The sequence below is a fragment of the Bradyrhizobium sp. CCBAU 51745 genome (assembly GCF_028128715.1).
Taxonomy (GTDB): Bacteria; Pseudomonadota; Alphaproteobacteria; order Rhizobiales; family Xanthobacteraceae; genus Bradyrhizobium; species Bradyrhizobium manausense.
In genome coordinates, this window is record NZ_LBJP01000001.1 from 97,650 (window position 1) to 112,752 (window position 15,103).

The following is a 15,103-nucleotide window of genomic DNA, read 5'->3' on the forward strand; positions in this document are numbered from 1 at the left end:
GAAAATTGCTTTAAGTATAAAATTATTGCTTCCCATCCGCGACAGGCCTGTTAGCATCGCCGGGGCAAGCCAAAGGATGTCGCGTGTCGCAGCCTTCGCCAATGATAACAAAGGACGGACGCTTCGCCTATGAAGCCGCAGGCGATCCGGGCGCAACACCCCTGATTTTCCTGCATGGCATCGGCGGTGCGGCGCGGGCCTGGCGGCAGCAGCTTGCAACATTCGGTGATCGTTTTCGCGTGATCGCGTGGGACATGCCGGGCTATGGCGGGTCGGCGCCGCTCGCCAGCGTCAGTATCGCTGCCCTGGCCGAAGCGCTCCAGCAATTCATCGAGCAGCTCGGTGTGACAAAGCCCATTCTGGTCGGCCATTCGATCGGCGGTATGATCGTCCAGAAATGGCTGGTCCAAACGCCAAAACTTGCGCGCGCGGTGGTTCTGGCACAGACAAGCCCGGCCTTCGGCAAGGCCGACGGCGATTGGCAAAAGTCGTTCATCGCGGCGCGGCTGGGCCCGCTTGATCGCGGCGAGACAATGAAATCGCTGGCACCTTCGTTGGTGAAAGAGCTCGTCGGTGACGATCCTGATCCCAGGGGAATGGAGCTTGCGCGCGAGTGCATGGGAAGCGTACCGGAGGCGAGCTATCGCGCCATGATGTTGGCGTTAGTCGGCTTCGATCAACGCAGCACGCTCAAAGATATATGCGTTCCGACGCTGTTGCTTTCCGGTTCCAAAGACAACAACGCACCGGCGCCGATGATGGCGAAGATGGCGACCTATATTCCTTCGGCGGAATACATCGAACTTGCTGGCGTCGGACATCTCGCCAATCTTGAGCGGCCTGACGCCTTCGATAGAACCCTTAGGGGCTTCGTCGATTCCGTTGCCGCCAAACACGGATGATTGCACCATGACTATACAGGTCAGCAAGACGATCGGCGCGACCGACAAGGTCGCACTGGATGCACCGATCTTCGATCCCATGGCGTTCCGGCTGAGCGACGAGCAGGCGAGCATAATTACGCGAGCGCGTGAGATCGGCCAGAGCGTGTTCGCCGGTCGTGCCGCGGCCTACGATCGCGAGGCGATCTTTCCGACCGAGAACTATCGCGACCTGCATCGCGTCGGCCTGCTCGGCATCGCCGTGCCCAAAAAGCATGGCGGGCTGGGCGCCAATTATCAAACCTACGCGCTGGCCGCTGCGGAGATCGGCCGTTATTGTGGCGCAACCGCCCTCACCTGGAACATGCATGTCTGCTCCACGCTGTGGTCGGGGCCTTTGGCCGATGATCTCGACATGGATGCAGAGACCCGCGCGGAGCACGAGCGCCGACGGGCGGTTCACTACAAACGCATCGTCGAAGACGGCGCGATCTATTCGCAACCCTTCTCGGAAGGCGGCGCGGCCGCCGCCGGCGGCGTTGCATTCGGCACGGAAGCAAAGCCTGTCGAGGGTGGCTGGATCGTCAACGGCAAGAAGATATTTGCATCGCTGTCAGGCCATGCTGACTATTACGGCGTGCTCTGCACCGAGATTGCGGAAGGGGAGAAGGCCTCGCGCCGCAACACACTCTATCTAGCGATCGCCGCGGCGTCGGACGGCGTCTCCGTCGTCGGCGATTGGGATCCGCTGGGCATGCGCGGCACGGTCTCGCGCACGCTGCTATTCAAGGATGTGTTCGTGCCGGAGGATGCTGCGCTGATGCCGCGCGGCGTCTATTTCCAGGCGGCGATGCGCTGGCCGCACATGTTCCTGACGCTCTCGCCGACCTATATGGGCCTGGCCCAAGCCGCCTATGATTTCACCGTGCGCTATTTGCGCGGCGAGGTGCCGGGCATGCCGGCGGTTAAGCGGCGGATGTATCCGACCAAGCAGATCGCGGTGGCGCAAATGCAGATCAAGCTGGAACAGATCAAGGCGATCTGGTTCCAGGCCGTCACGGAGGCGCGCGCCAATCCCAGTAAGGAGCAGGTGCTGCGCGCCTATGCAGCGCAATATTCGGTGATGGAAGGCGCCAATGAGCTCGCAGCGCTCGCCATCCGCACCTGCGGCGGTCAGGCCATGCTGCGCTCGTTGCCGCTGGAGCGGATCTATCGCGACAGCCGGTGCGGCTCGCTGATGCTGCCCTGGACGGCCGAGCTCTGCCTCGACCGGATCGGCCGCGAGGCGCTGTACGAGACTGGCGAGACGGACGATTAACGGTGGATCTCTGCAGCCTGATCGATCGCAATGCGGCGTTCGCGCCAGACAAGACCGCCATCGCCTTCGAGGGGCAGCGGCTGGACTACGCGACGCTCGCCCGTCGAGTTGAACAAACCGCAACAGCCCTGAAGCAGGAGTTCGGTGTCGGGCGCGGCGACCGCGTCGCGATCCTGAGCCTGAATCGGCCGGACTATCTGGTCCTGCTCTTCGCCTGCGCTCGTCTCGGCGCGATGCTGGTGCCGCTGAACTGGCGGTTGGCGGTCGCCGAGCAGCAGTTCATCCTGACCGATTCCGGCGCCAAAGTGCTGGTGCTTGAGCAGGCATTTGAAGGCGTTCTTCGCGAGGTCGCGCCCGGAACAGCCGTCGTCGGCTTCGATTTCACGCCGCCCCGCGGCGGGAGCTACGAAAGCTTGCTGGCTGCCAGCAAGGGAAGCGCACGTAATCCACACACCGATCTCTCCTGCCCGCTGCTGATCGTCTACACGTCGGGCACCACGGGACGGCCGAAGGGCGCGGTGCTGCGCCAGGAGGCGTTGTTCTGGAACGGCGTCATGAGCCAGCACATGCACAACATGACGTCGGACGATCATGTACTGACGGTGCTGCCGTTCTTTCACGTCGGCGGCCTCAACATCCAGACGACGGCGGCACTTCAGCTTGGCGCGACCGTTACGATCCACGCGCGCTTCACGCCGGACATGGCGCTTGCGGCCATCGAACGGGAGCGACCGACCCTGACGGTCATGGTGCCCACGATCCTCCAAGCCGTTAGTGAGCATCCCGCCTGGGCCACGACCGATCTCTCGTCGCTGAAAGCCGTTGCCACCGGCTCGACCATCGTTCCGCCGCACCTGATCGAGCGCTTCGTCGCACGCGGTGTGCCGGTGCTGCAAGTGTACGGCTCGACGGAAACCTCTCCCATCGCAATCTATACGCGCCTCGGCGGCGACCTGTCCCGGACGGGATCGACCGGACTAGCCGGCCTCTGCTGCGAAGCGAGGGTGATCGATCAGGCCGGCAATGAGACGCCGGCCGGCACGCCCGGAGAGATCGCAGTACGCGGCCCCAACGTGTTCTTCGAATATTGGGGCAATGCCGAGGCCACGCGCGAGGCGCTACGCGACGGCTGGTATCGCACCGGCGATGTCGGCCTGTGCGACGCCGACGGCTATTTCTGGGTCCGCGACCGCAAGAAGAACATGATCATTTCCGGCGGCGAGAACATCTATCCAGCCGAAGTCGAGCGCGTCCTGCTGGAACACCCCGATGTCAGCGAATGCGCCGTGATCGGCCGGCCGGACCCACGCTGGGACGAGGTGCCCATCGCTTATGTCATCCGACGATCCGGCTGCCGTCTCGAAGCAGACGAGCTGAAAGCGCACGTTCAGACACAGCTTGCCCGCTACAAGGTTCCACGCGACATCATTTTCGTTGCCGATTTGCCGCGTACGGCGCTCGGCAAGGTTCAGCATTTTCTGCTGAAACAGCTTGATGCGCAGTCGCGCGCGCAAGGAGAAGCATCTTGAAGATCGCAGTTCTGGGTGGGGGAAACGGCTCTTTCGCGGCCGCGGGCGATTTTGCCCTGTCGGGGCACGAAGTCCGGCTTTGGCGCCGTGACGCAGAGCAGGTCGAGACACATCGTGCCGCCGGATCTCGCATCCTGGTGAAGGATCACAATGGCCGCCACGACGTGAAGTTGGCGCTGGTGACTACCGACATCGCCGAAGCCGTCAACAGCGTCGATCTGATCCTGTGTCCCGCCCCCGCATTCGCTCAGCCGGATATCGCCCGGCTCCTCGCGCCGCATCTGCGTGACGGCCAGGTGGTGTTCCTGCCACCCGGGACATTCGGCTCGATGATCTTCGCGCAAGCCGCACGGGAGGCAGGCAATCGCGCCAAAGCGAGCTTCGCCGAAACCGGCACACTGCCCTGGCTCACCCGCAAGCACGGACCATTCGAAGTCGCGATCACCATCCGCGCCAAGCGGCTGCCGGTCGGCGTATTCCCTCTCGATCGGGCCCCGCATGCGCTTGAGATCATCGGGCGCGCCTTCCCTGACGTGATCGAGCCATGCGGTGACGCGCTATCTGGCGCGCTGATGAATGCGGGCTGCATCATCCATCCGCCATTGATTGTGATGAATGCGGGCCCGATCGAGCACTTCGAGCGCTGGGACATCCACAAGGAGGGCACCCAAGCCGCGATCCGGCGCGTGACTGACGCGCTCGACGCCGAGCGGATTGCCGTGCGCGAGGCGCTGGGATATGGCGCCCCGCATTTTCCCCTCGCTCATCACTACGCGCGAGAAGGCGAGATCTGGATGTATGGCCGCGGCTCGCATGACCGGCTGACTGATTCGGGGGACTGGCGCGAGCGGATCGTGCTGACCGAGCACCGCTACATGCGCGAGGATTTGCGGCTTGGGCTGTCGCTACTGGTGTCCGTCGCAGGCGTGGTGGCGGTCGCCACGCCACTTGCCAGGGCATTCCTGGCTATCGGCGGCGCCATCTGTGGCGAGGACTTTACGCAAGGCGGCCGAACATTGGAGACCTTGGGGCTTGGCAAGCTTCACAGAAGTGAATTGCAGACGCTGCTGCGTGAAGGATTCTAGCCGATGAGCAGCCGCGCCAGGATTGCCTGTCTCGGAGCCGGTCGCATGGGGCGGGGCATCGCCGTCGCGTTTGCCTATGCGGGACACACGGTCACGATGATCGACATCAAGGCCCGCTCGGCAGAGGAGTTTGCCAGACTGGAGACTGATGCACTCGACGAGATCAGAAAGACGTTTGCCAGCCTGTCCAAGCTGGGACTGCTGACCGAGGCGGACGTTGATCCGCTGATCGCGCGGGTCTCTGTCGTACCGGCCAGCCGGAGCGGCCCTGCCCTTTCCGAGGCGGGAATCATTTTCGAAGGGGTTCCAGAGATCGTCGAGCTCAAGCGCGAAGTGCTGGGGGCGGCTTCAAAGCAAGTCGGCCCGGACACAATCATCGCATCGACGACGTCAACCATCCTCGTCGACGATCTGTCGGATGCCATCGTGAATCCACGCCGCTTCCTCAACGTGCACTGGCTAAATCCGGCCTATCTGATCCCGCTGGTAGAGGTATCGCCCGGCAAGACCACCGATCCCGCTATTGTAGACGAGGTCAAAACGTTGCTCGAAGGCATCGGCAAGGTGCCGGTGGTCTGTGCGGCGACGCCCGGCTTCATCGTTCCGCGCATCCAGGCGCTAGCCATGAACGAAGCCGCCCGCATGGTCGAGGAAGGCGTCGCGAGCGCCGAAGAGATCGACAAGGCGATCCGCTATGGTTTCGGCTTTCGCTATGCCGTGCTTGGGCTGCTCGAATTCATCGACTGGGGCGGCGGGGATATTCTGTACTACGCCAGCCGATATCTCGAAGGCGCGCTCGGCAGCGACCGCTATCGCGCGCCAGAGGTCATTTCGCGCAACATGCGTGAAGGCCGGATCGGCCTGCGCACCGGTGCAGGCTTCCTCGATTATTCAGGGATGGACGTAGACGCATATCGCGCAAAACGGCTCCAGGCCATGGTCGACCTGCTCCGGCATTTCGACCTGGCTCGTCCGCCTGTGCTCGACCGCAACTAGTCGAAGACGTCCTGAAGGACACCCTCCAGAACGACCGCGACGCCATCGAGCTCGATGGTCGTTCCCATCATCGGCAAGTCGAAATGGCCCGCAGTGTAACGTCCGGCGAATTCGTTCGCGCCCGTTGAGAACAGGAAGTTGCCGGAGACGGCGCGGATTTCCGTGCCGTTGGTGTCACGCTGGTCGTACATCGAGAGGGCCTCGTAGCGCGCAGCTGGATTCATGCCGAAGCCGATATGCGACACGGCGTAGGCCTCCCGATCCCCCCAGGCGGCGAGATAGGCGCGCATCATCGCGGCATCGGTGCCCTCGCCTTCCAGCTCGACGACGTAATCGTCCTTCAAGGTCATCTTGACCGGCGACGTCAAATAGCGCTTGAAGGTGAGGTTGATATCGCCGGGCGCCATGGCCAGCGTGCCGTTGATCGTCCCGCTCTTCGGAAAGCTCACAACGATGCCGCCTGGCCAATGTGCCAGCGTACCCGGCTTATCCGTCCAACCCCAGACGCCGACCGTGGAAGCGCCCACCATGTCCACATCGAGCGCCGTGCCGGCTTTTGAGGTGACCCGCATTCGCTTAGTTCCGCGCAGCATCTTTGCGGCTGCGCGAACGCGCTTCTCGAGCGCGGGGTCCGGCACCATGCGCTCCAGCGCCTCGGGATGCTCGTTGGAGATCACCAGGATGCGCGCGCCGGCCTTCAGGATTTCCGGTGTTTCCACCGCGTGCATCAGGCCCTCGATGGTGCAGTCCACCACGAAGCCAGCCTGCTGAAGCGCGCTGATGACAGGACCCAGCCGCTGGATCGCCTCGCTAGCCCCCGTCGAGCGAACCGGAACGACATTTCGATTGCGCGGCGTCGGCATCACGACATGAAAAGGCCGTGCGCCCATCCGCAACAGCGCCAGCTCCGCCAGATGCACGTTCAATGCCCGCGACTGAGTTTCCGAGAGGATCGCCGCGGTGTCGCCGGACTTGACGGCGCAACGCTCAAAGATCTCGCAAAATGCGTCGATCCATTTTGCCTCGATGCGATCAGCCAGCATGGTTCACTCCCGGTCTTCTGGTTTCTTTTTCGTCAGGTCACGCTTCGGGGAAGCCTCGCAAGAGATACGACCTTACCGCGCCCAACAACGCATTGAGGATCAACCCAAGCAAGGAGATCGTGATCAGCGGCACGAACATGTCAACGGCCTGAAATGTTCGCGCCGCCGTGACGAGCGCATGGCCAAGCCCGTCCGTCGACGTGATCATCTCGGCCAGAAACACCACGATGCAGGAAATGACAAGGCCTATCCGGCATCCAGTCAGGATCGCCGGCATCGCCGCCGGCAAAACGACTTTGAACAGGATCTCATAGCGCGGCGTTCCTGCCGCCATGGCCGACCAGATAAGCTTTTGCTCCACCCTCGACGCCCCGTAATAGGTGGACAGCAAGATCGGAAAGAGGGCGTCCGCAGCCACCAGCGTCATCTTCGATCCGTGACCGAAGCCAAGCAACAGTAATAGCGCCGGATAGAGCGCGACCTTCGGCAATGGCGCAAGCACCCGCACGATCGGCCGAACCAAGGCGTTCATGGCGGGACTGGCAGCAGCTGCAATCCCAATGCTGACGCCGAGCACGACTGCAATAGCAAATCCGGCGAACAACCGGACCAGGGTCGCCGCGATTTCCTGCTGAAAGGTCCAGGTCCCGAGCTGCTGGACCAGTCGGCTGAAGACCAAACCTGGCGGCGGCAGCAACACTGCTGGCGCAACGCCGAACGACACCAAACCTTGCCACAGCGCGATCACGAGTACGATTGGTGCGCCCCCCAAGAGAATGTTCGTTGAGAGGAAACGCGACATCATGAGAAGCTCAGCGGCATGTCGAACTGAGGCTCGGACCAGCGCACGAGCCTTGCGCGGACGCGCTCGAAGACCGCATCAAGGCAGATGCCCATCGCGCCGACGATGATGATCATCGCATAGACCGTGTCGTATTGGCCCATATCGAGCGCGTTGAACAGGATATTGCCGGCGCCCGATTGGCGCGCGATCATCTCGCTGGTAATCATGGTAATCAGCGCAAGCACAAGGCCAGTGCGGCATCCAGTCAGAATCTCAGGCAGCGCTGCGGGCAGCACAATCCGGACCAAGCGCTGCAACGGCGAAAGTCCCATCGCCGCACCCGACCACAGCATCTTCTCTTCCACGGCCTTCGCCCCCTCAAAGCTGTGATAGATCACCGGCAGGCTGACGCCGAGGAAGATCACCAGGGTCTTGGTGATGTCACCGACACCGAGCCACAGCATGATGATCGGCATCAAGGCCGCCTTCGGCACCGGATAGATTACCATCAGCAGTGGATTAAAAAAGGCTGCGACGGCCCGGCTACGGCCCATCAACAGGCCTAGGGGCATCGAGACCAGTACCGCGACGCTGAACCCAATCGCCATGCGGCGGAGCGAGGCCAAGATATTGATCAGGGCTTCCCTGTCGCCGAGGATATCCGGGATTGCGCGGATCGCCTCGATCGCCGTTGGAAAGCTGTCGCTCTTCAACACAAGCGAGGCAACCTGCCACACTGCCAGCAATCCGATGCAGGCCAGGGCCGGCGCAGCACGTTTGGCCATGGTAGTCGGGGAGATCACGAGGGCGAGCCAGCTTCGTCGCTTTCGTCGAACATGCGCTCGATGTCAACGACGTATTTCTGATAGCGCGGATCGAGCAACAGCTCGTTGCGGCGCCGCGGTCGTGGCAGGTCGATATCGATGACTTGCCGGATGCGGCCGGGAGACTTCGACATCATCACGACCTTATCCGAGAGAAAGACGGCTTCATCGACCGAATGGGTGACAAACAGCACCGTCTTGCGGTCGCGCTCCCAGATATTGAGGAGATCATTCTGCAGGCGCGTACGCGTATGCGCATCGAGTGCACCGAACGGCTCGTCCATCAACAGGACTTCGGGATGATAGGCCAGCGTCCGGGCCAGCGCGACGCGCTGCTTCATGCCGCCCGACAGCTCCTTCGGGTAAAAGTTCTCATAGCCCTTGAGGCCGACCATTTCGATCAGCGCGCGGCTCTGCGCTTCGGCTTCGTTGGTTCGCACGCCCTGCTGGCGCGGCCCATACATCACGTTGCCGAGAACGGTCTTCCACGGAAACAGCGCGAACTCTTGGAAGACCGGTCCTCGATCCGGACCCGGGCCCGTGATCGCCTGTCCTTTCATCTTCGCCGCGCCGCTAGTTGGGTTGACGAAACCACCGACGATGTAAAGCAGCGTCGACTTGCCACAGCCGGAGGGACCAAGGATGGAGACGAATGCACCTTCGTCAATCGTCAAGGAGATGTCCGATAGCGCCAAATGATCCTTGCGCGCCGAGGTCTGGAAAACCTGGGAGACGCGTTCGATCTCGATGATCGCACAAGCCGGTTGCTGTAACGTCACCGGTCTCACCCATTCGCTCGATCTTGAAGGCACTACCTTCATCCCGCCTCTCGCCTCACTCACGCGCGAACGTCACGCAGCCGATCTGCCGAATGGCCTTCACCAGCGGAACAAGCTTAGCAAGAAACTTGCCACTCAGTCGAACCACGGCCACTCCGCCGGGCCCTCATGCGTGACTGCTCCGTCCGGGGCCTGACCGACCAGACGCGCATATTTTGCGAGCGCACCCGCGCGATGACGCGGCGGAGGTTGCTTCCAGTTGCGTCGGCGTGCAGCGAGTTCCTGCTCATCGACTAGCAGGTCCATGCGGCGGCCAGCGGCATCAATCCGGATCTTGTCGCCGTCGCGGACCAGCGCCAGCGGGCCACCAACAAACGCTTCCGGCGAGACATACCCGATGCACATGCCGCGCGTGGCACCGGAAAACCGCCCATCTGTGATCAGGGCGACCTTCTCGCCCATGCCCTGGCCGTAGATCAGCGCAGTGACGCCGAGCATTTCACGCATGCCGGGACCGCCGACCGGCCCCTCGTTGCGAATCACCAGGACCTCGCCGGCCGTGTAACTGCGGTCGCGAACCGCTTCGACACAAGCTTCCTCATCCTCGAAGACACGCGCCGCGCCCTCGAAGAGCTGGCTCTTCAGACCTGCAACCTTAATGACGGCGCCATCGGGACAGAGATTGCCCTTGAGCACCGCAACGCCGCCGTCAGGCATGATCGGCGCGCGGGCCGCGTAAACGACCTCCCCGTCGGGCGCATTGGCCGCGCCATTTTCTTCCGCGAGCGTACGTCCCGTGATCGTCAGGCAGCTGCCATGAATATGCCCGCTCTGGATCAATTCGCGGATTATCACGGCCGCACCACCGACGTCGTATACATCCTTGGCGGTATGTTTGCCCCCTGGCCGCAAGTTTCCGATCAGGGGCGTCCTGGCAAAGACCTCGCCAACATCATCGATCGTGAAACGAATACCTGCCTCGTTTGCAATCGCCGGCAGATGCAGAGCGGCATTGGTCGATCCACCCGTCGCGGCGACGATCGCCGCGCCATTCTCCAACGATTTCCGCGTCACGATGTCGCGCGGCAGCGGTCCACCACGCTTCAGCATTTCCATGATCAGCCGCCCGGCGCGACGCGAGATCTGCGCCCGCTCGGCATAGACGCCGGGCACCATCGAAACGTTGGGGATAGTCAAGCCCATCGCCTCCGACACCATCCCCATGGTGTTCGCAGTAAACTGGCCAGCGCAAGCACCAATGGTCGGCAGGCAGGCGCGCTCGATCCGCTCGAGCGTCGCGGCGTCGATCTCTCCAGTCATAAAGCTGCCGACGGCTTCGTAGGAGTCGAGCACCGTCAGCGTCCGCCCGTCCACGCGGCCCGGCAACGAGCTGCCGCCATAAATGAAGATGGAAGGCACATTGCAACGAACCATGCCCATCATCACGCCCGGAAGCGTCTTGTCGCATCCGCCATAGCCGATCAGTGCATCATAGGCGAGACCGTGGACGACAGCCTCAATCGAGTCGGCGATCAGCTCGCGCGAAAACAAGGAGAACTTCATCCCCTCGTGATTCATGCTGATCCCGTCGGACACCGAGACGGTTGAGAATTCACGCGGCGTGCCGCCAGCCTCCTCGATCCCGGTCTTGGCGGCAGCCACTTGAAAGTCGTGGGTCATGTTGCAGGGCGTCTGCTCGCCCTTCATGCTGACAATGCCCACCATTGGCTTGGCGATGGCGGCATCATCCAGACCCATCGCGCGCATAAAGGCGCGATGCGGAGCGCGGTCGAGCCCGTCGGTGGTGATCCGTGATCGCAACTTCTTCATGCCTGCACTATCTCGATGCAATGTCCCACACGTGGCGGGGCATTGCGACTTCGTTGATCCTGCGAACAGCCCCTGACCTATTGCAGCGGCGCGACGATGGCCGGGTGCTTGAACTGCGCGACATCCAGTTTTGGCAGCATTCCTGTGTCCGCATAGATGTCGAGCATCTTCTGGATCGCGGGGAAATTCGGCGCAGCGCCGGGATCGCGACCGAAATCGTTGTCCTTGAGCAGGTAGGTCTCGAGCACCGGAATGGGCGCTTTCAGGACTTCATTGACGACCTTCAAGGTTTCTTCACGGTTCGCCAGTGCCTTCTTCATGCCCGAGGTGATGTCGCGAACATAGGCCTTCACCAGGTCCGGGTTTTTGTCGACGAAATCGGCGCGGCAGGCTTCCAGGATGTGCACGATGTTCGGCATGGCCTGCGACAGCGAGAACAGCTTTCTTGTGCCGCCCTTTGCCTCCGCACGTGCCGCAAACGGCTGGTTCATGTTGACCGCATCGACGCGGCCCTGCCGCAGCGCATCCTCGGAGACGGCAAAACCGACCTCGACCAGCTTGATGTCCTTGGTAGGATCAACCCCGTTTTGCTTCAAAAGCAGGTTGAACGGGCCTTGCGTGCCGCCGCCGATCACGGAAATGCCGACGGTCTTGCCCTTAAGGTCCGCGATCGTCTTGATCGGCGAGTCATCCATCACCGCCCAGTAGACCGAGAAGCCACCAGGCTTCTCGAAGACGTGCTGGGCCACGATGTAGGCCTTGAGATTGCCGCCGACCACACCGTTGGCAAGCGAGAGCGGCGCCTGGGTCGCACAATCGAGAGCGCCGGCCGCCAAGGCCTGCGTCATCGGCGCGGTGCCTTGAAACTGGGTCCACTCGATGTTGTAGGTCTTGCCGATATCCGGAAATTCGGCCGGCCTTCGCATCATCCAGTATTTGGATTCCTCGGCCGGGATGGTCCAGCCCACGCGGATCGTCTGCTGCGCCCATGAGGGGCTCGCGCCCGCGATTATGGCCACCACAGCTCCTGCCGCCAGCATCCACCTCGAAACTGCCCGCATCGTGCCCACTCCGTTGCTCCGGCGCGACGAGCGCCACCCAACCCGACCGATTCAAATGTTTCATGGTTCAAACAATCAGGCAAGCCATGCAAGCCCACCCGGTTTCGCTGCGGGATGCGTCATGTATGGTTCGGCAAGGGTCGTGCGCCGCTGCGCTGCGGCAAGAGGAGGCAACCTATGGCTGATGCGAGCAAGACAAACCCGCACGGCGTCGAAAGGCTCGGCTATCTCGGTCTGGGACTGATGGGAACGCCAATGACCCGTCGGCTGCTCAAAGCCGGCTATCGCGTCAGCGTCTGGAACCGTTCGGAGGGCAAGGTAGCGCCGCTTGTCGAGGCTGGCGCCAATCGCGCGAGCGCGCCGTGTGAACTGTTGGCGAGTTCCGACATCCTCTTCATGTGCGTGACGGATGCCGCTGCCGTCGAAGAGGTAATCTTCGGGCCGGAGGGTCTTGCCGAGACTCCCGGCGCAGGGAAGCTCCTGGTCGATTTCTCGTCAATCCATCCCGATGCCGCGCGCGCGCTTGCAGCGCGGTTGAAGGCTGCGAACGGCGCAAGCTGGATCGATGCGCCCGTTTCCGGCGGCACCAAGGGCGCCGAAGAGGGCACGCTTGCCATCATGGCGGGAGGAGAGGCTGAAGACATCGAGCGGGCACGGCCCTATGTGCTGACCATGGCGCGCAGATTTACCCACATGGGTCCTACGGGTGCCGGCCAGACCACGAAACTCTGCAACCAGGTGATTGTCGGGTGCGCGATGGCCGTGCTTGCGGAGGCAACGCGCCTTGCCTCGAACGCCGGAATTGACGCGAGCAGGCTTCCCGAGGCGCTCGCGGGCGGCTTTGCGGATTCGATCCCGCTTCAACTCTTCGTGCCGCGCATGGTCCGGGGCATTCACTCGCCACCGCTCGGGCACATCGCGACGATGCTCAAGGACCTCGATACGGTCGCCGATGTCGCGCAGGCGACGTCGACGCCGGTGCCGATGGCGACGCTTGCCGGGCAGATATTCAGGCTGGCCAAAGCGGCACGTGGTGCAGACGCGGACGCACTCGAAATTTACAAGCTTTCGGCCCCGGAACGTTGAACTGATCCGTGCCCCTGAATCGCAATACGGCTACTTCTTGTGCGCGTCATCGGCCAAGAATTTGCCGTAAGTCCCTCGCACGAACAGCAGAGGCTCTCGTGCGGTGTAAGCATAGGCCTCGACGGCACCGAGAAAGATCACGTGATCGCCGCCATAATAGCGGTTGACGGATCGGCACTGAAAACTCGCCACACTCTCGGCCAGCACGGGCGCATTGCCGAGACCCGGTGTCCAGTTCACGCCCGCGAACTTGTCTTCCGACGACTTGGCAAACTTGTTTGCGAGCGCTTGCTGCGAGGTGCCCAGCACATGCACCGTGAAATGGCTGGCGTTCTGAAACACGGTCAGGCTCGATGAATAAACGCCGAGGCTCCAGAGGATCAAGGGGGGATTCAAGGAAACCGACGCGAACGAATTACAGGTGATGCCATACGGCTTTCCATCGGCAGCCGTTGCTGTGATGATGGTGACGCCCGTCCCGTAGGTGCCGAGCGCGTTGCGGAAATCACGCGGGTCGATCGGCGAGTTGTCGCTTGCGAACTCGTTGGCGGGATCGGCGGCGGCCGGATGCTTTGGCTGGTCATTCATCGGCCGGCCTCACAAGGTGAGATTCTCGGACGGCAGGCCGAGCGCCACGCGTCCATAGTTAGTTCCGGCTGCATCGAAATTGAATGCGAGGTGCGAATTGATCGCGTGAGCATCGCGGAATTGCCGCTGTAGCACGCCCGTCGTGAACAGGCCGCGCGCCCCGCTCGCCGCGAACAACATCGAGACTGCATCGGTACATAGATTGACCGAGAACGCACCGTCGCGTCGATATCTGGTCTTGGTGACCATATCGGGCGTGCGGTTGCGCCGTGCGTCCTCCATCGCCTCGGTGCAGGCCGAGCGCATGATGAGGCGCGCGGCATCGATCTTGGCCGAAGCTTCCGCGATCTTGATTTGCGTGCTCTGGAAGTCGCTCAGCTTGGCGCGGTTGTACGTCGATATGCGGTGACGCGCGACCTCCGCATAATCGTCCAGGCACGCCTGTGCATTGCCGAGCGCGACGCCCGAGAGAACATAGGGAAACAGCGAGAAGACCGGAAGCGCGTATAGCGGATTGGGGTTCACCCTGCTGCCGGGCGTCGCGCCGCCCGCGAGATCCCCCACCGCGACGGTCATATGATCGGGCACAAAGGCATCCCTGACCTCGACATCCGACGACCCTGTGCCGCGCAGTCCGGCAACATTCCAGGTATCGAGGATCGTGTAGTCAGCCCTGGGCAATAGAAAGATGCGGTATTCGATCCCGTCAGCCTCGTCGTCGGACGAAACGACGCTCGCAAGCATGTTCCATGCGCAGGAGCCGACACCCGACGAAAACGGCCAGCTTCCGCGCAGCCGGTATCCGCCTTCGACCTTCCTGGCACGGCCGGCAGGGAAGATGAACGATGACGCGATCAGCACGTCCGGATCTCGGCCCCAGACCAGATCCTGCGCACGCTGCTCGAACATGCCGAGCATCCAGTGGTGACTCGCCAGATTAGCCAGATTCCAGGCAACCGATGCGTCGGCCTGCCCCAGCAACTCGGCACAATCGATCAGGGCAACATAATCGAGCTCGGCGCCGCCGATACGCTTCGGCTGAAGCATCCGGAACAGGCCGGCTTCATGCAGGTCGCGCTCGGTCTCCGGCGGCAGGTGCCGCAGCTCCTCGGTTCGAACCGCACGTTCCCGCAATTGCGGCACGAGCGCCCGCGCCTTGGCAATCATCGCCGCATAGGCTCGTTCGCCGGAGTCTGTCGCCCCCGACTGACCCATGTTCGGCTCCTGACCAGGCACCATTCGCGTCCCTCGCTCTCATGCATTTATGAGGCTGGAACCCTGCCAAATCAAGCTGTTGCT

General features: G+C 62.4%; 14 protein-coding genes. 6 read left to right on the plus strand and 8 right to left on the minus strand.

Annotated features, from left to right (window positions below; all coding sequences use genetic code 11):
• Positions 1-83 precede the first annotated feature (83 nt).
• The 5 genes from XH98_RS00425 to XH98_RS00445 are packed head-to-tail and all read left to right on the plus strand — an operon-like array spanning position 84 to position 5,809.
• Positions 84-902, plus strand: coding sequence for an alpha/beta fold hydrolase (locus XH98_RS00425; protein ID WP_271617432.1), 819 nt, complete (start codon positions 84-86; stop codon positions 900-902).
• Between the two features lie 7 nt (positions 903-909).
• Positions 910-2,199: an acyl-CoA dehydrogenase family protein gene (locus tag XH98_RS00430; protein WP_271617433.1), complete on the plus strand. Its 1,290-nt coding sequence runs from the start codon at positions 910-912 to the stop codon at positions 2,197-2,199.
• Between the two features lie 2 nt (positions 2,200-2,201).
• Positions 2,202-3,728, plus strand: coding sequence for a class I adenylate-forming enzyme family protein (locus XH98_RS00435; RefSeq protein ID WP_271617434.1), 1,527 nt, complete (start codon positions 2,202-2,204; stop codon positions 3,726-3,728).
• Positions 3,725-4,813, plus strand: coding sequence for an NAD/NADP-dependent octopine/nopaline dehydrogenase family protein (locus XH98_RS00440; RefSeq protein WP_271617435.1), 1,089 nt, complete (start codon positions 3,725-3,727; stop codon positions 4,811-4,813). Before XH98_RS00435 ends, XH98_RS00440 begins: the two co-directional genes overlap by 4 nt.
• Positions 4,814-4,816: 3 nt before the next feature.
• The gene (locus XH98_RS00445; protein ID WP_271617436.1) at positions 4,817-5,809 is read left to right on the plus strand and encodes a 3-hydroxybutyryl-CoA dehydrogenase; all 993 of its coding nucleotides are present in this window, start codon (positions 4,817-4,819) and stop codon (positions 5,807-5,809) included.
• Here the strand turns inward: XH98_RS00445 and XH98_RS00450 are convergent.
• From XH98_RS00450 to XH98_RS00475, 6 genes are all read right to left on the minus strand, one after another.
• The gene (locus XH98_RS00450) at positions 5,806-6,852 is read right to left on the minus strand and encodes a peptidase M29 (RefSeq protein ID WP_271617437.1); all 1,047 of its coding nucleotides are present in this window, start codon (positions 6,850-6,852) and stop codon (positions 5,806-5,808) included. The genes XH98_RS00445 and XH98_RS00450 overlap by 4 nt on opposite strands.
• A 37-nt stretch (positions 6,853-6,889) precedes the next feature.
• Positions 6,890-7,657: an ABC transporter permease gene (locus XH98_RS00455; protein WP_271617438.1), complete on the minus strand. Its 768-nt coding sequence runs from the start codon at positions 7,655-7,657 to the stop codon at positions 6,890-6,892.
• A complete protein-coding gene (locus XH98_RS00460) occupies positions 7,654-8,421 on the minus strand; it encodes an ABC transporter permease (protein WP_271617439.1) in 768 nt (255 codons plus the stop codon). The genes XH98_RS00455 and XH98_RS00460 overlap by 4 nt, the downstream gene beginning before the upstream one ends.
• A gap of 14 nt (positions 8,422-8,435) precedes the next feature.
• A complete protein-coding gene (locus tag XH98_RS00465) occupies positions 8,436-9,281 on the minus strand; it encodes an ABC transporter ATP-binding protein (protein ID WP_271617440.1) in 846 nt (281 codons plus the stop codon).
• Positions 9,282-9,374: 93 nt separating this feature from the next.
• Positions 9,375-11,069: a dihydroxy-acid dehydratase gene (ilvD, locus tag XH98_RS00470; protein WP_271617441.1), complete on the minus strand. Its 1,695-nt coding sequence runs from the start codon at positions 11,067-11,069 to the stop codon at positions 9,375-9,377.
• A 77-nt stretch (positions 11,070-11,146) separates the two neighbouring features.
• Positions 11,147-12,130 (minus strand): ABC transporter substrate-binding protein, encoded by a 984-nt coding sequence (locus tag XH98_RS00475; protein ID WP_271617442.1) that lies wholly within the window; start codon positions 12,128-12,130, stop codon positions 11,147-11,149.
• A 177-nt stretch (positions 12,131-12,307) separates the two neighbouring features.
• Here XH98_RS00475 and XH98_RS00480 point away from each other — a divergent pair, with 177 nt between their 5' ends.
• The gene (locus tag XH98_RS00480) at positions 12,308-13,216 is read left to right on the plus strand and encodes an NAD(P)-dependent oxidoreductase (RefSeq protein WP_271617443.1); all 909 of its coding nucleotides are present in this window, start codon (positions 12,308-12,310) and stop codon (positions 13,214-13,216) included.
• 30 nt (positions 13,217-13,246) lie between these two features.
• On the opposite strand, the gene XH98_RS00485 is transcribed toward XH98_RS00480, so the two are convergent.
• Positions 13,247-13,804 (minus strand): flavin reductase family protein, encoded by a 558-nt coding sequence (locus XH98_RS00485; protein ID WP_271617444.1) that lies wholly within the window; start codon positions 13,802-13,804, stop codon positions 13,247-13,249.
• 9 nt (positions 13,805-13,813) lie between these two features.
• Positions 13,814-15,043 (minus strand): acyl-CoA dehydrogenase family protein, encoded by a 1,230-nt coding sequence (locus XH98_RS00490; protein WP_271617445.1) that lies wholly within the window; start codon positions 15,041-15,043, stop codon positions 13,814-13,816.
• Positions 15,044-15,103: the final 60 nt, after the last annotated feature.